This is a genomic window from Nocardia grenadensis NBRC 108939 (assembly GCF_001613445.1).
In the GTDB taxonomy this organism is placed as follows: Bacteria; Actinomycetota; Actinomycetes; order Mycobacteriales; family Mycobacteriaceae; genus Nocardia; species Nocardia grenadensis.
Window position 1 is genome coordinate 1 of record NZ_BDCJ01000027.1, and the last position, 22,194, is coordinate 22,194.

Here is a 22,194-nt window from a genome sequence, read left to right on the forward strand (position 1 = left end):
TCGGGCGACGACGACAAGGACGGGTCGGGCGACGACGACAAGAGCGGGTCGGGCGACGACGACAAGGACGGGTCGGGCGACGACGACAAGAGCGGGTCGGGCGACGACGACAAGGACGGGTCGGGCGACGACGACAAGAGCGGGTCGGGCGACGACGACAAGGACGGGTCGGGCGACGGGGGCGGGTCCGGTGACGGTTCGGGTGGCGGGGGCGGGTCCGGTGACGGTTCGGGTGGCGGGGGCGGCTCGGGTGGTGACCAGGGCGGTGATTCGGGTGGCGGCTCCGACGACGACTCCGGCACTGACATAGACGACATCTTCGACGGGAATCCGGGCGGCGACGAGGACGACTCCGACCAGGGAGGTTCGGGCGGCGGCCAGGGCGGTAATCAGGGCGGCGGTACCGGCGGGGGTGCGGGTGGCGCCCCCGGTGGCAATGCCGGCAGCGGTATGCAGTCCATCATGGGAGCCGTGATGGCCGCGGCAGCCATGTCGGCCATGACCGCCGCGAATGCCGACTCCAAGGATGACAAGGACGACAAGGACTCCAAGGACAAGGACTCCGAGGATCCGCCTTCCGCACAGGCACCCAATGCGGGCCCACCGCCCAGCGCCCAGCCCGCGCCGGGTGAGTCCCCGGCGGAAGGTGCTCCTCCTGCCGAGGGCGGATCTGGTGCCGAGGGCGGATCTGGTGCCGAGGGTGGACCTGGTGCGGAGGATGGTCCTCCCGCGGAGGGACCTGGTGCGGAGGGTGAGCCGCCTGCCGAGGGTGGACCACCCGCGGAAGGTGCGCCCCCTGCCGAGGGTGAGCCGCCTGCCGAGGGTGAGCCGCCTGTCGAGAGTGAGCCGCCCGTCGAGGGCGGACCTGCTGAGGAAGGTGCGCCTCCCGCCGCGGGTGAGACGCCTGCGGAGGGAGAGCCCGGCCCGGGCCTCGGGCTGTAGGACGGGTTACCGGCGGGCCGTGTCCGCCGGTGACCCCGCCGACAGCCGATGGTCGTTGACCTGCGCAGCCGGAGCCGAGTTCTGCTCGTCATCCCGGTCGATGCGCGAGGGGTCCCGGGCGGGAAAGCGCAGATAGTTACCTCTGTAGCAGTTCCGGGCCGGCGGGTGCGCCGGGTCGCTACCGGTGCACAACTCCGGGAGAACAGCGCAATATGACCCGGAACCGCCGCAGTCGATACCGCGCCGGACTCAGTCGGCTACCGCGGGCCCCGCGACCTCGCGCAGCCGGCCGTCGGCCAACCGCAGCCAGCGCTGCACCCCGATCTCGGCGAGGAACCGCTCGTCGTGGCTGACGACCACGAACGCGCCCCGGTAGGCATCGAGTGCGCTCTCGAGCTGCCCGACACCGACCAGATCGAGATTGTTGGTCGGCTCGTCCAGCAGCAGCAACTGCGGTGCCGGCTCCGCGAACAGTACGCAGGCCAGCGTGGCACGCAGCCGTTCACCACCGGACAGCGCGCCCACCGGCAGCTCGGCCCGGGCTCCCCGGAACAGGAACCGCGCCAGCAGATTCAGCCGCTGTGGCGTGGGCAGGTTCGGCGCGAAGGCGGCGAGGTTCTCGGCGACGGTGCGATCCACATCGAGCAGGTCCAGCCGCTGTGACAGATAGGCGACCCGGCCCTCGGCCCGGGCGACCGAACCGCTCTCCGGCGCCAGATCGCCGTGCACGAGCCGGAGCAGGGTGGATTTTCCCGCACCGTTCGGCCCGGTCAACGCGATCCGCTCCGGCCCGCGGATGGTCAGATCCGCGCCGTCACCGGTGAAGACCTCGTGTTCGCCGAAGCGGTAGCGGATTCCTTCCCCCGTGAACACGGTGCGCCCGGCCGGGACATCGGTGTCCGGCAGTTGCAGGGTGATCCGCTGCTCCGGGCGCAGTGCGCGCTCGGCCAGGTCGAGCCGGTTCTTCGCGGCGTCGACCCGGGCGGCATGGGTTTCGTTGGCCCGCCCGGCCGATTCCTGGGCATTGCGTTTCATGGTGCCGGCGAAGATCTTCGGCAGCCCCGCGTTTCCCAGATTCCGGGCCGCGTTGCTCGCCCGCCGCGCGGCGCGCTCCCGGGCCTGCTGGAGTTCCCGCTTCTCGCGTTTGACCTCCTGTTCGGCATTGCGGATGTTCTTCTCCGCGACCTCGCGCTCGGCGCGGACGGACTCCTCGTACTCGGTGAAATTGCCGCCGTAGAAGCGGATCTCCCCGGCATGCAGTTCGGCGATACGGTCCATCCGGTCCAGCAGGGCCCGGTCGTGGCTCACCAGCAGCAGACAGCCTTTCCAATCGGCCAGCAGGTCGTAGAGCCGATAACGGGCTTCCAGATCCAGGTTGTTGGTCGGCTCGTCGAGCAGCAGTACATCGGGTCGCCGCAGCAGCTGGGCCGCGAGACCCAGCGACACCACCTGACCGCCGCTGAGGGTGCGCAGCCGCCGGTTCAGTGTCAGCTCGCCCAGACCGAGGCGTTCCAGCTGGGCCCGGGTGCGTTCCTCGATATCCCAGTCCGTGCCGATGGTGGTGAAATGCTCTTCGGCGGTGTCACCGGATTCGACGGCGTTCAGGGCGGCCAGGATCGGTGCGATACCCAGGGTTTCGGCGACCGTCATCTCGCCGGTGAGCGGCAGGGTCTGCGGGAGATAACCGCGTACGCCGTCGACGGACACACTGCCGGCACGGGGTTTCAGCTCACCCGCGAGCAAGCGGAGCAGCGTGCTCTTACCCGCACCGTTGGGTGCCACCAGACCGGTGCGACCGCCGGGGACGCTGAAGGAGAGATCGGTGAACACCGCGGTGTCGTCCGGCCAGGAAAACGACAGGTTCGAACAGACGATAAAAGATTCGGACATATAGGAGAGACCTCGGTTGTCGTTCGGGCGCGTAGCGCTGTCCCGAAGAAGGAAAAGTGAACGACGAAATGGCCACTACAGCGGCGCCCGATGCGCCCAACTGGTGGCCGTCAGAGCCGGGTGGCTCCGGAGATGTCGAGTTCACCAACCATGATCGATCTCTCTGTGGTCGAGGATTCCCTGTTCACGATAGCAGTCCGCGCACCCGGCGACCGGGAGCGGCCGGTAGGCCCGGCGCTGCGATTCGGTCGGCCGGGGCGTGGACGAATGCCGGCGCCCGCATACCGCCACCGTCTGCGCGCGGTCGAGCGCCGCCCGGCGGCCCGAACCCGCGAGCTGATCGCCGTCGCGGGCCCGGTGCAGACCTCAACTCGCGCGGCCGGCCGAGCCGGAGGCAGGGGAGGCGGGTTCTCCCGCTTCCGCCACGTCACCGCCGGATGTCACGGGGTCGGCCGTGCCGGAGTGGTCGGTCCCGGCCCGGCCGAGGCGGGCCAGGGCAACGGCCGAGAGAGCGCCGATCAGGGACAGCCCGACCCAGACCAGCGTCTCGGCATCCGCCGCCCGCGCGGCGCCGAATACGGCACCCGTCGCGAGATTCCCGATCAGGATGCCGATCCCGACCACACTGTTGTAGAAGCCGTAGTAGGTGCCCACCAGGCGGTCGCCGGCCAGTGTGACGACTGTGTCCATCTCGAACGGGAACACCGCGGCGGTCCCGACGGCCAGCAGAGCCGCCGAGACCAGCAGGGCGGCCACCGCGGCCCAGGTGCCGAACAATGCCGGGACGGGGACCAGGGCGAGCGGTAGGAAGGCGCCGGCCAGGATCGTCATCCCCGCGGCCAGGGCGCGTCCGGTGCCCCAGCGGGCCCGGAACCAGGCGGTGATCCGCAACTGGCCGGCCACCGCGATCACCCCGGAGATCACGAACAGCGCGGATACCAGCACCTGCGCGCCGTCTCCGGCGATCATCTCCGCCTGCAGCGGGAGCGCGAGATACATCTGGAAGGACAGGATGTAGGAACCGATCATCGCTACGGAGAACGCCATGAACCGCCGGTTGCGCATCACCTCCGCCCACGCCGTCCGCACCGGGACCCGGGTGTGGGCGGGAAGTTCGGGTCCGGCGGGCAGCGCCAGCAGCTGGGCCACGGTCAGCACGGCGAACACCAGGGCGGCCGTGCCCGCCACCACCCGGAAATCGAGCGCGAGCAGCGCGACCCCGACCAGGGGGCCCGCGAGGATTCCGGCCTGATAGAAGATGTTGAACAGGGCGAAGGCCTCCACCCGGCGCGACCCGGATCCGGCGGCGAGGTAGGCGCGGACGGCCGGATTGAACAGCGCCCCGGCGAACCCCGTGGCGGCCGAGGCGACCAGCAGCGCGGGCAGGCCGGTGGCGAACACCAGCAGTGCGAAACCGCCCGTGCGCAACAGGCATCCGGTAACGATCAGGGGTTTGTAACCCAGCCGGTCGGCGAGCGTTCCGCCGATCAGGAACATGCCCTGCTGAGAGAAATTTCGCACCCCCAGCACGAGCCCCACCGCCCATGCGGCGAGCCCGAGGGGGCCCGCCAGATATCCGGCCAGGAACGGCATCAGCATGTAGAAACCGAGGTTGATACCGAACTGATTGATCATCAGCAGTCGCACCGGGGTGTCGAAGCTGCGGAAGGTGGCGAGAGTGTTCATCCGCGGGCTCCTTCGAGTGCGATGCGCCCGCGCGGATCCACCACGGTCGCGCAGCGGGTCCAGCTCCGGAACTCCGCCTCGAACGGGGAGGACACCGTGGTCGGCCCGGCCGGCGGCACCACGCCGAGCAGGTCGTGTGCGCGGCAGTACTCGTCGCTGAAGACGGTGTCGAAATAGCGTTGTGGACCGTCGGGGAAGATCGCGGCGACCTGGACGTCCGCATCGAACTGTCCGGCCGCCCAACCCGCGACCAGGGCCACCGCCCCGACACTCCACCCGCCGGTGGCGTGGTGGGTGGTGGCCAGGGTCCGGCAGGCCCACACCGCTTCGGCCGGGGCGACCCAGTGAACTTCGTCGAACGCGGCGTAGTCGACATTGGCGGGATAGATACTGGAGCCGAGCCCGCGCATGAGCCGCGGTCCCGCCGGTTGGCCGAAGATGGTGGAGGACACGGTGTCCACGCCGATGAGTTCGAGATTCGGGTCGAACCGGCGCAGTACGCGGGCCACCCCCGCGGAATGACCGCCGGTGCCCACCGCGCAGACGAGTACGTCCACGCCGCCCAGCTGTTCGATCAGTTCCACACCCAGTGACTCGTACCCGGCCACATTGTCGGGATTGTTGTACTGGTCCGGGCACCACGCCGACGGCTCCGCGGCCAGTATCCGCGCCACTCGATCGCGGCGGGCCTGCTGCCACCCGCCGACCGGGTCCGGTGCGGGCACCATATCGACGGTGGCGCCGTAGGCCGTCAGCAACTTTTCCACGATCGGCTCCAAGCCGGGATCGGTGACCAGGGTGACCGGGTGGTGGTAGGCCACTCCGGCCAGGGCAAGACCCAGCCCCAGGGTGCCACTGGTGGATTCCACGATCCGGGCACCCGGCGGGAGATCACCGCGCTCCCGGGCGCGCCGCACCATGTGCAGGGCGGGCCGGTCCTTCATCCCGCCGGGGTTGCTGCCCTCGAGTTTGGCCCAGAATCCGCGCCCGGCGGGAGCCAGCGGGGCGCCCACCCACAGCACCGGCGTGTTCCCCACGAGGGCGGGAGGTGTCAGGGCGGTGCCGGGTGGCGAAACGATTCCGGCGGCGGTCGGCTCCGCCGGCTCGGGCAGGACCACGTTGTTCATAACTGTCGCTTTCTGTATCGGGTCCTCGCGGACCCGGAGGCGGATGGTCGGCAGCGGACACCGGCCGGCCCGGTGGGACCGGCCGGGCGTGGGCCGATCAGCGCCTGGCGATACAGAAGCGGGTGAGGATTTCGCGGCCACCGGCGGCGAGCGCACCGGCCGGGGGTCCCCGGATCCAGCGTCCGGCGGTGGGCGCGAGCGAGCGCGCGACTGCCGTGGTGAGCGTCAGTGTTGCCAGGAAAACGAGGACGAACGGATCGGGGACCCGGGCCGGCAGCACCACCTGGGATACGCAGTGGAGCGCCTGGGTCGTGCAGTGGCTGCCGGCAGGGTCGCCGGTGCGGTCGTGGTGATCGGCCACGGCCTCATGGGCGCGGGCGTGCGCTGCCGCCACGGGGACGAGATCACAGTGCAGTAGGGGCGACAGCAACGCCAGCGCGGCCAGGACGACCATGACCGTCGCGCCGCGGGGCCGGTGGTTGCGCCGGGACGCCGCGGTGCGCGTCGTGATCGTCATCGGCCCACCTCCGTTTCCGAGCGTCCGGACCGGCCCTGTGCCGATCGCGGACTACTCTACCCCCGTTGGGTACATGGTTCGGGTGGACGCCGCGGCGGGTTGGTCACCGGATACGTTTCGCGACAGTACTTCTGGAACAAGGGGAACCCGGGGCGGGGGTGGCTACGGACGCGAGGTGTGGCGGAGTCATCGAGGTGATCGAGCGGTGCCAGGACCCCGAACTCGGTAGCTCCGCTGTCACGGTGGCACGCACGATCACCGTCCACGTCACAACCATCGGAATACTGGGAGCCGAGATGGCCGGCACCATCTCGGCGCGCCGGGCGGTTGCCGCCGGACAGGGTTGTCCATCTGGCCCGACGTGACCCTGTATGGCGCGGACCTTGCACATCTGTACGGAGGAGGACGAATGCGGTCGATCATTCCCGACTATCTGGCCGAGGCACTCGGAGATGTCGCTGCGGACACCTCCGGAGAGACGGCCGGGTACATCCCCGAGCTGGCGGCAGCGGACCCCGAGCGCCTCGGCGCGGTCTTCGCCACCGTCGACGGCCAGGTCTACGGCGTCGGCGATATCGATACCGAGTTCACGATCCAATCGATCTCCAAACCGTTCACCTACGCGCTGGCACTGACCGATCGCGGCTTCGGCCCGGTGCTCGCGAAAGTCGGTGTCGAGCCGTCGGGGGAGGCGTTCAATCAGATCTCCCTCGAAGGCGATACCGGGCGCCCCTTCAACCCCATGATCAACGCCGGTGCGATCACAGCCCACTCGCTGGCCGGCGCGCCCGGGCTGGATCCGGAGGAGCGCGTCGAGCGCGTGGTCCAAGGCCTCTCGGCGTTCGCCGGTCGCCGGCTGAAAATCGACGAGGCGGTATGCGCTTCGGAGATGGAACACGCGCACCGCAATCTCGCCATCGCCCATATGCTCCGCAGCCACAACATCCTCACCGAGGACCCGCGGGCCGTCGTCGACGGCTACACCCGCCAGTGTTCCGTGCTCGTCACCGCGCGCGATCTGGCCATGATGGCCGCGACGCTGGCCAATCGCGGCGTGAATCCGCTGTCGGGTGAACAGGTGATACGCGAACAGGTGGTACGTCAGGTGCTGAGCGTCATGCTCACCTGCGGGATGTACGATGCGGCCGGTGACTGGGCGACCCAGGTCGGCATTCCGGCGAAGAGCGGCGTGGCCGGGGGCCTGATCGGCGCACTGCCCGGCCAGATCGGTATCGCCACGTTCTCGCCACGACTGGACCTCCACGGCAACAGTGTGCGCGGGGTGTCGTTGTTCGAACGATTTTCCTCCGATATGGGTCTGCATGTGATGGAGGTCCCGGCCCCCGCGCGTGCGGTCGTGCGTTCGGATGACGTCGCCGGCCACGGACCGGACGCGATCCGGGTCATCCGACTACAAGGTGGTATCGGCTTCGCCGGGGCCGAGCGGATCGTTCGGGAAATCCTGGACACCGCGCCACCGGAAGCCGGGGTGGCGCTGGACTTCACGATGGTCTATTCGATCGACGGCGTGGCCCGGCGCATGTTGCTGGAGGTCGCGCGCCGGCTCACGCTGGACGGTCACGAGGTCTACCTCGTGGACCCGGAATCGATGATGCCCGACCCCGATCCCGGCGATGGCGGCCGGGTCACTGTCGTCGAAGACGTGGAACAAGTGCTGAATTCACGCACCCACTGACCCGGGCAACAGCGGCACCCCGTTACGGATTTTCGGTGACGAATCGGTCCTTGGTCATGCAGTTGGGGTGTACGAAAAGGCTACCGCAGGCTTGTCGTGCCAATAGGCGCTGGGCGCGTGCGTAGAGTCCGGAATCGCGGCAAGAAAATGTCGGGCATTCACCAGTGAGTCGAAGATTCCGGTCTCGTCGATGTCAGACTGCCGTAGCGCACCCAGACAGCACGACAAACAGGTAAGAACCATGGACCGTGGCCACCACCGCGGCGAAAGCGAGGAGCTGTACGGCCAGCGTCGACGCCGGGAGCACCGCCGAACGGGCTCGGGTGGGTGATACCAGATGGCCGATCCGGTCAGGCCCTGCCGCGTGGAGCAGGAGACCCGTGAGCGGTTTGCCCGGAGCCGCAGTGAGGTGATTGTCGGGTGCACCGAGTTTGAGTAGTGCGCTCGCCAATGCCGGTGTGCCCGCATGGCTGCGGGCCGCGTTGTCTGCCGCGATCTCGAGATAGTGCGGGATCGCATCGGCGATCGCCGCCACCAACGGCACCCAGCGCAACGACCAAGTCAGTCCACCGACGAGCGTCAGCATCACGTGGTGGTGCTGACGTAGATGAGCGCGTTCATGTTCGAGGACCGCCGCGAGTTCGCTGGGCTCCAGCGAGACGCACAGTCCGTCGGATACGACGATCCCGCCGTACCGTCGCGGCAAGGAGAACGCCACCGGCCGTGGATCATCGATCACCAGGACGCGATGCCCGGCGACGCGCGCAGTCCGGGCTCGGACAGCCAGCGCCTGCGCGGCCCACCGCGTGGCGCGGTGGCGGCGCACCCACCGGGGAACCCCGAGACCGACCAGGGTGGAGAGCGTGACCGCAGGTAGCAGCAGAAGCAATACGACGGGAATGTCGGTGCTCACTGTGGTCGGAGCGAACGGGCTGGCGTCGTCCAGGCATTGTCGGCAAGCCTCAGCGACCGGCGCGGGAAGCACCCTCGGACCGGTGACCATCCACGCTGCCATCAGGCTCAGCGACGCCACCGCGAGGAGCCACAGCAGCAGACTGCCGGTGAGGACGAGTACGGCCGTACGGGGGATCCGCATCAGTGTGGGTGCGGCGGTACGGACGAGCGCCGGCCCGCCTATCGCGGATGCGGCCAGAACGAACGCCAGAACGGCCGGGATGACCAGTGCGCTCATTCGCTGCGCCCGCTCCTGTCGAGGTAGTCGCGGAGCAACTGCAGGTCACGCTGATTGATCTCGTCGATGAAATGCAGGATCGACGCCATAGGGTCGTTGCTGGTGGACAGCGCCTGTTTCATGAGCTGGGCAGCGTGTTTCTCCCGCGTGTGGCGCGGCGCGTAGCGCACGGACCGCCCGTTGCGTTCGGGGGCGACGAGTTCTTTGCGTTCGAGATTGGTCAGCACGGTGGCGATCGTGGTGTAGGCCAGGTCACCGCCCAGCCGGGTGATCACCTGCCGGATCGTGGAAGCTCCGTGGTCCCACAGCACGTCCATCACCTGTTGTTCGAGTGCCCCCAGCCGCACCGGCTCAGACTGCTGATCTCGTCTTTTTCCGGACATCATGACCTCCCTACCGTACTGCAGGCACCGGGCATACGACCTGGCCCTGGAGCCGCCGGACGACGGCGACCGCGGACAATACGAGCGCGGTCGCGGCCAGCACCGGCTGTGCGGGTGCGAACCACGTGAGCGCACCGGAGTAGCCGAGGGCCAGCAGCGCGATCTTGTTGCAGACCGGGCAACCGACCGCGAACCAGGCCAGCACCGCGGCGAAACCGCCGAGCCGGGCACTGCGGCGGTCCGAACCGTCGCCGGATTCTGCCGATTCGCCAGGACGGGAAGTGACTGCGGTGTTCGGGCGAACATAGGTTGCGAACAAGATCCCGGTGAGAACGGATGCGACGATCCACACCGGGTAGTTCCACGGCTCCGGCGGTATCTCACGCCCGAAGACCGGGTTCGGAATCAAGACGGTGCCGAGGCCGACCAGCACAGCCACCACCACGGCTGCCGTGGCAGCGAGGCCCAGCTGCCGGGGACCCCACGCATTCAAAGCCTGCGCCGCGAGGCCCAGCGACGTTCTCCGGCGGCTCACCCGCTGTTCGATACGACTCACGGTTTTACTATGCCGGATAGTCGACTACCTTGCATAGTCGACTATCTGAGATAGTTGACGCGCCCACCGCCCCGACAACCCGCGTCGGTGCAGTGCCCTGGGCGGACGCGCGTCTCCCGGCCAGTAAGGAGCACGACGATTTCCTCGCAGGACACCCCCACCCGCTCGCTCCCATGGAAGGCCATTGCCTTCGGCGCGATAGTCGTCGCGCTCCTGTCCATTGGTGTCGCGATCAGCACGAACACCCAGAACGATCGATCTCACGCCGCGCCGTCGGCCGCCGAGGGGGGGCAGCGGCCTGCCCGACCTGGCGCGCCGTGACGGCAACGACCCGTTCGCCATCGGCGCTGTCGACGCGCCGGTCGTCGTCATCGAGTACGCCGATTTCACCTGCCCGTACTGCAGCGCCTTCGCCGTCAACACCCTCCCGGCGCTGCTCGACGAGTATGTCGGGCCCGGGCACGTTCGTATCGAGTGGCGTGATACGCCCATCCTGACCGGCCACTCCGTAGAAACGGCGATCGCCGGCCGAGCGGCAGCGGAACTAGACCTGTTCTGGGAGTTCTCGCGAGAAATGTTCGCGCACACCTATTCCGGCTCCAAGGACTACCGGCGTGAAATCCTGGTCGAGATCGCGAGCAGGGTCGAAGGTCTCGATACCGCGGCGTTCACCGTCGCATTGGACGATCCGGAGCTGGCGGCAGCCGTGGACCGGGAGGGCAACGAGTCCCGGACACTCGGCGTGACCGGGACCCCCACCTTCATCGTGGGCGACCGAGTGCTGCAAGGCGCACAGCCCATCGATGCGTTCCGTCGGGTCATCGACGCGCAGCTCGAGGAGATCGGCTGATGGATATCGGCTACCTCGGCGCTTTACTCGGCGGCATACTCAGCCTTCTGTCTCCGTGTTCGGTCATGTTGCTTCCCGCATTTTTCGCCTACGCGTTCTCCGACCCTGCCACTCTCGTTGCCCGTACCGGCGTGTTCTACCTCGGACTGGTCACGACGCTCGTGCCGCTGGGCGTCTTCGCCGGCACTGTCGGGGCATTTCTCAACCAGAACCGCGGCTTGCTGCTCACTGTCGTCGCCGGCGTGGTGATCCTGTTCGGTGTCGTCCAGCTGGCGGGGATCCCGATTCCGGGTTTGTCTCGCACTTCCCAGCCGGGTGAGGCCGGCCGCGCCTGGACCGTCTACGTTCTCGGCACGGCATACGGAGTTGCGGGCGTCTGCACGGGCCCGATTCTCGGGTCCGTACTGATGATCGCCGCGGTCGGAGCGAACCCGGCCTACGGCGCCATCCTGCTCGCGGTCTACGCGGCCGGAATGGCCTTACCGCTACTGATCCTCGCCCTCGCATGGAAACGGTGGTCGGCTGGGATCCGCGCCGCCCTCGCACCACAGGAACTCACCATCGGGCGTTGGACGAACAGTTGGCATGCGATCATCTCCGGCGTGCTGTCCGGTGCCCTCGGCATCTTGCTCCTGTTCCTGGCACGCGACCCGGAAGTCGGCGGGATCCTCTCCATCGCAGACCAATACCGGATCGAAACAGGCGTGGCCGAACTCGGCGGGCAGGTGTCCAACATTCTTGTGCTGATCCTGTGCGTCGGGATCGGAGCAGTGGTGTGGTGGCTCCGGCGTCGCGCAAACCGCGCAGAGAGCCCACCCTGTTGACAGGGCGCTGACCAAAACGATCGCCCAAGCCACGAACGGTACGACACACAGAATTAGGAGTGTCGGTTACTTTTCTTTCGGGACCAGGATCTCCCCGCTCACTACCGCTGCGCGGGCGCAGACGATAGCTTGCGACCATCCGGGCTGCTTTCTGTGGCCGAGCCGGCTTTCCGGCGCGCATCCTTGCAATCAGCGCTGTCAGCTTCGGCCGGGCGTTTGCCGCTCCGGAGCGGATCCGCGGCTCGGTGATCGCCACCCTTCATGTCAGAAGTTCACCAAGCCCGGTTCGCTCGGCCGGCCGCATCACCGGCACCAACCCGGCCGGCGATACAAGACTCTGATCATCGAACGCCGCTGGCTCCGCGGCGAATCTATGCAAAACTTGCACCCGAAGTGCCCTTCTGAACCGGACCGATCACTGCCTGGACAACAGCGATCTTCTCAGTTCAAAGGGCGTCTCTATTCACTTCACCCAACCCGGCAGTAACTGATCGTGGATCGAGGCCGAGTGAGCAGCAGCCGGGCCGCGGCCAAGGTATCGGCTGGGGGAGTTGTGGCCTGGCGGGTTGATGCCATCGGGTCACTGCCTACGAGTTCGATACGAGCGCCGATCAGGTTGTCCGGTGCCGCGGAGGATTCAGGAGTAGATGCCCGCTACCGCGGCGGCCGATCAGCCATACGGCACGCAAACCCAGCAGATTTGCTGGGTATTTGTGCGCGAGGGGGGACTTGAACCCCCACGTCCGTGGACACCAGAACCTAAATCTGGCGCGTCTGCCAATTTCGCCACTCGCGCTTGATGGTACGACCGTCCAAACTCTACCGGTCCGTCGGCGGATCGCGAAGACGCGGGCCGGTGTTTTGTACTCGCCGGTAACCCCACCTGGGATTATAACGATTCGATAACCGGCAATATGAGGAGTACTCACGTTTCGCGCCGGTAAGGACCGGTCCTCACCAGCGGGTTCAAACATGAGGAAGGTTCATGTTTCTGTCCATTCTGGTACATCGGTGCACGAATACTCATCGGTAGGCGACGCACGGGCGGGCAAACGTGAGGATTCCCTCATGATTTTGTGCCATTCTCGCTGAGAGCAGGCCGACGGGTGTGGACCACCCGTGCGTGGACTGGGAGCCGGGGAAGTCTCCGAAGACATGTCGCCACGAGAGAAAGTCGAAACGTCTTGACGATCAACGAGAGCACTGCGTCCGGGGCCGGACACCGGGTGGACGCCGCCGCAGGCAGGACCGTGACCGAGACGAATCGCACGCCGCTGCTGGACCGGTTGCGGGAAGGAACCCCGTACGCGCTCGCCTTCGGTGGGCAGGGCGCCAGCTGGCTGGGCGAACTGGCCGAGATCGGCCGTGACGCCGCCCTGGAACCCGAACTCACTGCTCTGGTCAACGAGGCGGCCGCGCTGCTGGGTCCCGTCGCGGACCAGCTGCTGGTGGTGCGCCCGGTGGGATTCGATCCCGTCGCCTGGATGCTGGAGGACGACCTCGCCGACGAGGACACCGACACCTCGGACGCGCCGCCGGAGCGGGTGCTGCGTTCGGCCGCGGTATCGATGCCGGGTGTACTGCTGACCCAGCTCGCCGCGCTGCGGGCACTGCGGCTGCAGGGACTGGACCCGGTCGAGATCGCGCCGGTCGCGGTGATCGGTCACTCGCAGGGGCTGCTGGCGGCCGCCGCGGTGCGGGCCGCCGGGGAGCGGGACGCGGAGATCCTCGCCATCGCCCAGCTGGTCGGCGCGGCGGCCGGACTGGTCGCGCGGCGGCGCGGTCTGATGCCGGTGGGTGAGCGGTCCTCGATGGTCGCGGTCTCCAATGTCGACCCCGACGAACTGCGGGCCGTGCTCGCCGAGGTCTCGGTGGGTGTGGACCCGATGGCCGCCGCGGTGCTATCGATCCGCAACGGCCGGCGCCGGGTGGTGCTCTCCGGTACCCCCGATCAGCTGCGCCGGGTGCAGCAGCGCTGCGAGCAACTGCACGCCGAACAGGACCGTGAACGGTCGGCCAAACAGCGCGGCGGCGCGGTGTTCGCGCCGGTCTTCGAGGACCTCGACGTCGATGTCGCGTTCCACCATCCGGCCCTCGGCGACACCGTCGAACTGGTCGCCGGGTGGGCCGGGCAGTGCGGGCTCGATACCGAACTCGCCGGCGAACTGGCCCGCGACATCCTCGTCGAGCCGGTCGACTGGGTCGGGACCGTGGACGAAGTGGTCGGCACCGGCGCCGAATGGATTCTGGACCTCGGCCCCGGCGATCTGCTCTCACGCGTCAGCGGTGGTTCGCTCAAGGGCAGCGGTGTCGGCATGATCGCCGCGGCCACCCGGGCCGGCCAGCGCAACCTGCTGACCCCGGGCGCCACGCCCGAGGTCGCGCAGCCCTGGACCGCGTTCGCGCCGCGCCCGGTGCGCCTGCCGAACGGGCGCATCGTGGTGGAGACCGCGTTCACCAAGCTCACCGGACGTTCGCCCATCCTGCTGGCGGGGATGACCCCGACCACGGTGGACGCGAAGATCGTCGCGGCCGCGGCCAATGCCGGGCACTGGGCCGAACTGGCCGGCGGCGGCCAGGTGACCGAGCAGATCTTCGCCGACCGAGTCACGGAGCTGCAGGAACTGCTGCATCCGGGCCGGCAGGTGCAGTTCAACTCGCTGTTCCTGGATCCGTACCTGTGGAAACTGCAGCTGGGCGGCAAGCGGCTCGTTCAGCGGTCCCGCGCGGCGGGCGCTCCGTTCGACGGTGTGATCGTCACCGCCGGTATTCCGGAGCTCGAGGAAGCCGTCGCGCTCATCGAAGAACTGACCGAGGCCGGGATCAGCCACGTGGCCTTCAAACCGGGCACGGTCGCGCAGATCCGCGCGGTGCTCCGCATCGCCGACGCGGTGCCGGACTACCCGGTGATCATGCACATCGAGGGCGGTAAGGCCGGTGGGCACCACTCCTGGGAAGACCTGGACGATCTCCTGCTGGAGACCTACGCCGAACTGCGCACCCACGGAAATGTCGTGGTCTGCGTCGGCGGCGGCATCGGGACCCCGGAGCGGGCCACCGAATACCTGACCGGTGCCTGGTCGGCGCCGCACGGTTACCCGGCCATGCCGCTGGACGGTGTGCTGGTGGGGACCGCGGCGATGGCGACGCTGGAGGCCACCACCGCGCCCGAGGTGAAGCAGCTGCTGGTCGACACCCCCGGCACCCCGGACTGGGTGGGCGCGGGCACCGCGAGTGGCGGCATGGCCTCGGGCCGCAGCCAGCTGGGCGCCGATATCCACGAGATCGACAATGCCGCCTCACGTACCGGTCGCCTGCTCGACGAGGTGGCCGGGGACGCCGAGGCGGTGGCCGCCCGCCGCGCCGAGATCATCGACGCGCTCAACGCGACCGCCAAGCCCTATTTCGGCGATATCGCGGCCATGACCTACCTCGCCTGGCTCGAACGTTACGTGGACCTGGCGATCGGGCAGGAGCGCCGCCAGGACTTCGACTGCGGCACCGACCTCGGTGACGCGATCACCGCGGCGACCCGGTCGGTGTGGCTGGACATCAGCTGGCGCGACCGGTTCGGCGAGATGCTGCGCCGCGCCGAGGCCCGGCTCGCCCCGGCCGACCGTGGCGAGATCGATTCCCTGTTCCGTGACGAGGACCTGGAAGACCCCGCCGCCGCGCTCGCGACGCTGCGCGAGCACTACCCGGCGGCGGCGCAGAGCCTGCTGCATCCGGCGGATGTGCCGTTCTTCATCACCCTGTGCAAGACGCCGGGCAAACCGGTCAACTTCGTCCCGGTGGTCGACCAGGACGTGCGGCGCTGGTGGCGCTCGGATTCGCTGTGGCAGGCCCATGATCCGCGCTACTCCGCCGATCAGGTCTGCGTGATCCCCGGCACCGTCGCCGTCGCCGGGATCACCCGGGTCGACGAGCCTGTGGGTGAACTGCTGGACCGGTTCGAGCAGGACACCGCCTACAAGTTGGTTCGCGACGGTCTGACCCCGGCCGCGGTCGACGCCCGCCGGGTCGCCGCGGTGACCAGCGGACCGATCGATGTGGTGCTGGCCGCGCCGGACGTGAACTGGTCGGGCCGGGCCACCGTGAACCCGGTGCACCGGCTCGGTGACCTGCACGAGTGGACCGTGGACGAGAAGGGTGCGGTGCACCCGCCGACCGGAGCCATCCTGGTCGAGACCGAGGGTCCCGAGGCCGAACACGGCTACGTGGAGCTGACCGTCCCCCTGTACGCCGGACATGAGGTGCGTATCCGCATCACGGTGCCGGTGACCGTGTACAACGGCGGCGCGCCGGTGGTGACCGAAGCCGATGCCGACGCGGCCATGTCCGCGCTGCTCGGGGTGGCCGCCGGCCAGGCCCTGCCGGAGGTGAAGGGCAGTGTCGCGCACCTGAATCTGGCCTGGTCGCCGGATCTGGTCGCCGATCACGCCGGTGTCACCGGCGCCGGGCTGCCGGCGGAGCTGAGCACGCTGGGCCGCACCGTGCCGGACGTGCTGGTGGGTGCCTGCTGGCCGGCGGTGTTCGGGGTACTGGGCGCGGCGCGGACCGCGGCCGATGCCAGCGTCATCGAGGGCATGCTGGATCTGGTGCACCTGGATCACCGGATCGAGCTGCTGCGCGAACTGCCCGGCGAGACCAGCATTCTCGTGGTGCGGGCCGAATCCGGGACGGTCGTCGACACCGATCTCGGCCGGGTGGTCGAGGTGGACGTCACCGTCGGCGAGATGCGGGACCAGGGCCTGGACGTGGTACCGCTGGCCCGCCTGACCGAACGTTTCGCCATCCGCGGACGCACCGGCGCGGGCGAACTGACCGATCCGCCCCGGGCCGCGGGCACCGTGGGCGCCGATGCCACCGAGACCCCGCGCCGCCGGCGCCGGGACGTCACCATGGTGGCGCCCCGGAGCATGGCCGCGTTCGCCGCGGTCTCCGGTGACCACAACCCTATCCACACCAGCGATGCCGCCGCGAAACTCGCCGGCCTGGGCAGCCCGATCGTGCACGGTATGTGGCTGTCGGCCGCGGCGCAGCACGCGGTATCGGCGGTGGACCCGCGGGCCTCGGTGCCGGCGCGGACGCTGACCGCGTGGACCACCCGGTTCCTGGGCATGGTTCGGCCGGGCGCCGATATCGATGTGCGGGTGGAACGGGTCGCGGTCGACGGCGGCGACGAGATCGTCGAGGTCTCCTGCCGCGCCGCCGGCGATCTGGTGATGACGGCGACCGGTCGTACCGCCGCGCCGAAAACCGTCTACGCGTTCCCGGGCCAGGGCATCCAGCGCAAGGGGATGGGCCTGGACGCGCGGTCGCGCTCCAAGGCCGCCAAGGCCATCTGGGACCGGGCGGACAAGCACACCCGGGAAGCTCTGGGCTTCTCGATCCTGGCCGTGGTGCGGGACAACCCGACCTATCTGAAGGCCCGCGGGGTCGAGCACCGGCACCCGGACGGTGTCCTGCACCTGACCCAGTTCACCCAGGTCGCCATGGCCACCCTCGGTGTCGCCCAGGTCGCGGAACTCCGCGAGGCCGGTGCGTTCGTGGAGGGCGCGCTGCTGGCCGGGCATTCGGTCGGTGAGTACAACGCCCTGGCCGCCGTGGCCGGTGTACTGCCGCTCGAGGCCGTCCTCGAGGTGGTGTTCCAGCGTGGTTCGGCCATGCACGAGCTGGTGCCGCGGGATGCGCAGGGCCGCAGCGACTACCGGATGGCCGCCATCCGGCCCTCACAGATCGGACTGCCCGACGACGAGGTCATCGGCTTCGTCTCCGGTGTCGGCGAGCAGGTCGGGGAATTCCTCGAAGTGGTGAACCTGAACCTGCGCGGTTCGCAGTACGCCATCGCGGGTACCGTCGCCGGTCTCGACGCCCTGGAGGCCGAGATCGAGCGTCGCCGGGCGGAATTCGGCGGGAAGCGCGCCTTCATCCTGGTCCCCGGTATCGATGTGCCGTTCCATTCCACGGTGCTGCGCAAGGGGGTGCCGGAGTTCCGGGGCAAGCTCGAGCAGCTGCTGCCCGAGGAACTGCAGCCGGAGGTGCTGGTCGGGCGCTATATTCCGAACCTGGTGCCGAAGCCGTTCTCGCTGGAGCGGGAGTTCGTCGCCGAGATCGCCGATCTGGTGCCCTCGGAACCGCTCGCCGCCGTCCTCGCCGATTTCGACTCCTGGGCGCAACGCCCGAGCGAACTGTGCCGCGTGGTGCTCATCGAACTGCTGGCCTGGCAGTTCGCCAGCCCGGTGCGCTGGATCGAGACCCAGGACCTGCTGTTCGGCGAGCTGGGTGTGGAGCGCTTCGTGGAGGTCGGCCTGGGCGCCACCCCGACCGTGGCGAACCTGGCGAGCCAGACCCTGAAGCTGCCCGATTTCGCCACCACCACGGTGGAGGTGCTCAATATCGAGCGCGAGGCGGCGGTGGTGTACTCCACCGATACCGACCCGGCTCCGGTGGACGAGCCCGTGGAGGAGACCGCCGAGGCGCCCGCTGCCGCGGCCGCTCCGGCCGCCGCGCCCGCCGCACCCGCGGCCGCGACCGGTGGTCCGCGGCCCGACGACATCGCCTTCACTGCCGCCGACGCCACCCGCGTGCTGATCGCGCTGTGGACCAAGCTCCGGATCGACCAGATCGGCCCGGTCGACACCATCGAGGGCCTCTGCGACGGGGTGTCCTCGCGCCGTAACCAGCTGCTGGTCGACCTCGGGTCGGAACTGTCGCTGGGCGCGATCGACGGTGCCGCCGATGCCGATATGGGCGCGCTGTCGGCGACCGTGGAACGTCTCGCCCGCACCTACAAGCCGTTTGGCTCGGTGCTCAGCGACGCGATCAACGATCATCTGCGCAAGGTGTTCGGACCGTCCGGCAAGCGGCCGGCCGCGATCGCCGAACGCGTGAAGAAAGTCTGGGAACTGGGGGAGGGCTGGGCCAGCCACATCACCGCCGAGGTTTCGCTCGGTACCCGCGAGGGCACCAGCGTGCGCGGCGGCGACCTGGGCGGTCTCGTCTCCGGTGCGCTCTCCGACGGCGCGTCCGTGGATGCCGCGATCGATGCCGCCGTCCAGGCGGTGGCGGCGCGGCGCGGTGTGGCGGTCTCGTTGCCCGCGGCCGGTGGGTCCGGCGGCGGCACCGTGGACGCGGCGGCCCTGGGCGAGTTCACCGAGCAGATCACCGGCAAGGACGGTGTGCTGGCCTCGGCGGCCCGTCTGGTCCTCGAACAGCTCGGCCTGAGCGAGCGGACCTCCGCGGCCGAGGCCACCGACGACGGACTCGTCGACCTGGTGTCGGCGGAACTGGGTTCGGACTGGCCGCGGCTGGTCGCCTCGGCCTTCGACGCCCGCAAGGCGGTGCTCATCGACGACCGGTGGGCCACCGCGCGCGAGGACCTGGCCCGGCTGTGGCTGGGTGAGGACTCCGTCACCGCGCAGCTGCCGGTCGCCGGGTTCACCGGTGCCGGTGAAGCGGTTGCCGCGCAGGCCGATTGGTGGCGGCAGCGGGCCGTGGGCGAGGCACGTTCGGTGCTGGCGGGTCACTACGAGCGGATCGCCGAGGCGGCGCGGAACACCACCGAAATCGGTGTGTGGTCCGACGAGGTCGCGGTGGTCACCGGCGCGAGCAAGGGCTCCATCGCCGCCGCGCTCGCCGGGCGCCTGCTCGGTGGCGGGGCGACCGTGGTGGTCACCACCTCGCGTCTGGACGACAACCGGCTCGGCTTCTACCGTGACCTCTACCGCGCCAACGCCCGCCACGGTGCGGCGCTGTGGGTGGTCCCGGCGAATATGGCCTCCTACACCGATATCGACGCCCTCATCGAGTGGGTCGGTACCGAGCAGGTCGACAATGCCGGTGGCGCCAAGATCAAGACCAAGGACGCGCTGACCCCCACCCTGCTGCTGCCGTTCGCGGCGCCGCGGGTCTCCGGCTACCTCTCCGACGCGGGTGCCCGCGCCGAAATGGAGATGCGGGTGCTGCTGTGGTCGGTCGAGCGGCTCATCGGTGGTCTGTCCACGCTGGGCGCCGACCACGATGTCGACGCGAAACTACATGTGGTGCTGCCGGGTTCGCCCAACCGCGGCCTGTTCGGCGGTGACGGCGCCTACGGCGAGGCCAAGGCCGCGCTCGACGCCGTGGTCGCCAGGTGGCGGGCCGAGAAGACGTGGGCGGCCCGGGTCACCCTGGTGCACGCGCTGATCGGCTGGGTCCGGGGTACCGGGCTCATGGGTCACAACGACCCGATGGTGGACGCCGTCGAACAGGCCGGGGTGCAGACCTGGTCGACCGACGAGATCGCCGACGAACTGCTGAAGTGGGCGACCGAGCAGGCCCGTGCGGCCGCCGCGGCCGACCCGCAGCAGATCGACCTGACCGGCGGGCTGGCCGGTGCCGATCTGGACCTGGCGGCGCTCGCCAAGCAGGCGCAGGAAGCCGCGGGCGCGGAGGAGGCCGACGAGGTACCCGCTTCGGACGCGCCGCGAGTCTCCGCGCTGCCCGCGCCGCCGGCACTGACCTCCGCGCTGCCCGTCCCCGAATGGGGCGCGGTAACCGCTGATCTCACGGATATGGTTGTCATCGTCGGGGCCGGTGAGCTCGGCCCCTACGGTTCGGCACGGACCCGGTTCGAGATGGAGGTCTCCGACGAGCTGTCGGCCGGCGGTGTGCTGGAGCTGGCCTGGACCACCGGCATGGTGGCCTGGGAGAACGATCCCAAACCGGGCTGGTACGACACCGAATCCGGTGACTACGTGCCGGAACACGAACTGGCCGAGCGGTATCACGACGCCGTGGTGCAGCGGTGCGGTATCCGCCGCTACGCCGACGACGGTGCCATGTTCGACAACAGCAGCCCGCTGATGACCTCGGTGTTCCTGGATCAGGACCTGTCGTTCACGGTCGGCGGCGAAGCCGAGGCGCGTGCCTTCTACGCGGCCGATCCCGAGCACACGGTCATCACCCCGGTCGCCGATTCCGGCGACTGGACCGTGACCCGTAAGGCCGGCACCGAGATCCGCGTGCCGCGCCGGGCGAACCTGTCGCGGACCGTGGGCGGCCAGATCCCGACCGGCTGGGATCCCACCGTCTGGGGTATCTCCGCGGATATGGCGTCCTCGATCGACCGGGTGGCGCTGTGGAACATCGCCTGCACCGTCGACGCGTTCGTCGGGTCCGGGTTCAGCCCGTCGGAACTGATGAGCTGGGTGCACCCGAGCCTGGTGGCCAACACCCAGGGCACCGGTATGGGCGGTATGTCGTCGATGCGGTCGCTCTATGTCGACAACCTGCTCGGCGAGCCGCGCCCCAACGACATTCTGCAGGAGGCGCTGCCCAATGTGGCCCTGGCGCATGTCGTGCAGTCCTACGTCGGCAGCTACGGCGCCATGGTGCATCCGGTCGCGGCCTGCGCCACCGCCGCGGTGTCGGTGGAGGAAGGTGTCGACAAGATCAAGCTCGGTAAGGCCGAGGTGGTCGTGGCCGGTGGCTTCGACGATCTGGGTATCGAGGGCATTGTCGGCTTCGGCGATATGTCGGCCACCGCGGATTCGGCGGCCATGAGCGCCAAGGGCATCAGCGACCGCTACTTCTCCCGGGCCAACGACCGGCGTCGCGGCGGGTTCGTGGAATCGCAGGGCGGCGGCACCGTGCTGCTGGCCCGCGGTGACGTGGCGCTGGAACTGGGCCTGCCGGTCCTCGGTGTCGTCGCCTACGCCCAGTCCTACGCCGACGGTGTGCACACCTCGATCCCGGCGCCCGGCCTGGGCGCCCTCGGTGCGGGCCGGGGCGGCCGGGAATCCCGGTTCGCCGCCGAACTGCGCAAACTCGGTGTGGGCCCGGACGATATCGCGGTGGTGTCCAAGCACGACACCTCCACCGCGGCCAACGATCCGAACGAGTCCGAACTGCACGAGCGGCTGGCGGCGGCCATCGGCCGGTCCGCCGGGGCGCCGTTGTTCGTGGTCTCGCAGAAGAGCCTCACCGGGCACGCCAAGGGTGGCGCGGCCGCGTTCCAGCTGATCGGCCTGTGCCAGGTGCTGGAAAACGGTGTGGTGCCGCCGAACCGGAGCCTGGACTGCGTCGACGACAAGATGGCGGAGTACCCGCATCTGGTCTGGGTGCGCGAAGCGCTGCGCTTCGGTGACCGGTTCCCGCTCAAGGCGGGCCTGGTGACCTCGCTCGGCTTCGGACATGTGTCCGGTCTGCTGGCGGTCGTCCATCCGGAGGCGTTCGTCCAGGCGATCGAACCGGCTCGGCGGGCGGAGTACCAGCGCCGGGCGCAGGAACGCCTGCTGGCGGGCCGGCAGCGGATCGTCGAGGCGATGTGCGGTGGGGCGGCGCTCTACGAGCGTCCGGCCGATCGGCGTCTCGGCGGCGACGGCACCCCGGCGGCGAAGATCCGCGGTCTCGAGGCCGAGGTGCTGCTGTCCGAGGACGCGCGTCTCGGTACCGGCGGGGTCTACCAGGTCGATGGAGCCGGTTGCGAGACCGGGCGATTCGTCGGTGGCGGTTCCGATGCCGGCGTCGCCGGTACTGCGTAGGCTGC

The 22,194-nt window shown here is 69.2% G+C and carries 11 protein-coding genes, 1 tRNA gene and 2 pseudogenes; 5 read left to right on the forward strand and 9 right to left on the reverse strand.

Features of this window, described 5'->3' with window-relative positions:
- A pseudogene (locus NGR01S_RS33325) lies at window positions 1-942 on the forward strand (hypothetical protein); the annotation flags it as partial.
- Window positions 943-1,191: 249 nt separating this feature from the next.
- Here the strand turns inward: NGR01S_RS33325 and abc-f are convergent.
- From abc-f to lpqS, 4 genes are all read right to left on the reverse strand, one after another.
- Window positions 1,192-2,832, reverse strand: coding sequence for a ribosomal protection-like ABC-F family protein (gene abc-f / locus NGR01S_RS25785; RefSeq protein ID WP_063041269.1), 1,641 nt, complete (start codon window positions 2,830-2,832; stop codon window positions 1,192-1,194).
- A 366-nt stretch (window positions 2,833-3,198) separates the two neighbouring features.
- Window positions 3,199-4,518 carry an MFS transporter gene (locus tag NGR01S_RS25790; protein WP_084481713.1) on the reverse strand — a complete coding sequence of 440 codons (1,320 nt, stop codon included), beginning with the start codon at window positions 4,516-4,518 and terminating at the stop codon, window positions 3,199-3,201.
- Complete coding sequence (locus NGR01S_RS25795) at window positions 4,515-5,645, reverse strand: PLP-dependent cysteine synthase family protein (protein ID WP_063041271.1); 1,131 nt, start codon at window positions 5,643-5,645, stop codon at window positions 4,515-4,517. The genes NGR01S_RS25790 and NGR01S_RS25795 overlap by 4 nt, the downstream gene beginning before the upstream one ends.
- A 97-nt stretch (window positions 5,646-5,742) precedes the next feature.
- Window positions 5,743-6,162, reverse strand: coding sequence for a putative copper homeostasis (lipo)protein LpqS (gene lpqS, locus NGR01S_RS25800; RefSeq protein ID WP_063041273.1), 420 nt, complete (start codon window positions 6,160-6,162; stop codon window positions 5,743-5,745).
- Between the two features lie 409 nt (window positions 6,163-6,571).
- Between lpqS and NGR01S_RS25805 the strand changes: the two genes are divergently transcribed.
- Complete coding sequence (locus NGR01S_RS25805; RefSeq protein ID WP_063041275.1) at window positions 6,572-7,858, forward strand: glutaminase; 1,287 nt, start codon at window positions 6,572-6,574, stop codon at window positions 7,856-7,858.
- A 193-nt stretch (window positions 7,859-8,051) separates the two neighbouring features.
- Here NGR01S_RS25805 and NGR01S_RS25810 read toward each other — a convergent pair whose 3' ends face one another.
- The 3 genes from NGR01S_RS25810 to NGR01S_RS25820 are packed head-to-tail and all read right to left on the reverse strand — an operon-like array spanning window position 8,052 to window position 9,989.
- Window positions 8,052-9,050 carry a M56 family metallopeptidase gene (locus NGR01S_RS25810; protein ID WP_063041277.1) on the reverse strand — a complete coding sequence of 333 codons (999 nt, stop codon included), beginning with the start codon at window positions 9,048-9,050 and terminating at the stop codon, window positions 8,052-8,054.
- Entirely contained in the window at window positions 9,047-9,433 is a 387-nt protein-coding gene (locus NGR01S_RS25815; protein ID WP_063041330.1) for a BlaI/MecI/CopY family transcriptional regulator, read from the reverse strand. Before NGR01S_RS25815 ends, NGR01S_RS25810 begins: the two co-directional genes overlap by 4 nt.
- Before the next feature lie 10 nt (window positions 9,434-9,443).
- Window positions 9,444-9,989: a hypothetical protein gene (locus NGR01S_RS25820; RefSeq protein WP_063041279.1), complete on the reverse strand. Its 546-nt coding sequence runs from the start codon at window positions 9,987-9,989 to the stop codon at window positions 9,444-9,446.
- Window positions 9,990-10,212: 223 nt separating this feature from the next.
- Between NGR01S_RS25820 and NGR01S_RS25830 the strand changes: the two genes are divergently transcribed.
- Window positions 10,213-10,839: a DsbA family protein gene (locus NGR01S_RS25830; RefSeq protein WP_063041283.1), complete on the forward strand. Its 627-nt coding sequence runs from the start codon at window positions 10,213-10,215 to the stop codon at window positions 10,837-10,839.
- Window positions 10,839-11,663 carry a cytochrome c biogenesis CcdA family protein gene (locus NGR01S_RS25835; protein ID WP_063041285.1) on the forward strand — a complete coding sequence of 275 codons (825 nt, stop codon included), beginning with the start codon at window positions 10,839-10,841 and terminating at the stop codon, window positions 11,661-11,663. Before NGR01S_RS25830 ends, NGR01S_RS25835 begins: the two co-directional genes overlap by 1 nt.
- A 169-nt stretch (window positions 11,664-11,832) precedes the next feature.
- Here the strand turns inward: NGR01S_RS25835 and NGR01S_RS32710 are convergent.
- Together NGR01S_RS32710 and NGR01S_RS25840 are read right to left on the reverse strand one after the other, a co-directional pair.
- Window positions 11,833-12,051 (reverse strand): annotated as a pseudogene (locus NGR01S_RS32710) (IS1380 family transposase); the annotation flags it as partial.
- Between the two features lie 326 nt (window positions 12,052-12,377).
- Window positions 12,378-12,459, reverse strand: a tRNA-Leu gene (locus NGR01S_RS25840).
- 388 nt (window positions 12,460-12,847) lie between these two features.
- Here NGR01S_RS25840 and NGR01S_RS25845 point away from each other — a divergent pair.
- Complete coding sequence (locus NGR01S_RS25845) at window positions 12,848-22,189, forward strand: type I polyketide synthase (RefSeq protein WP_063041287.1); 9,342 nt, start codon at window positions 12,848-12,850, stop codon at window positions 22,187-22,189.
- Window positions 22,190-22,194 lie beyond the last annotated feature (5 nt).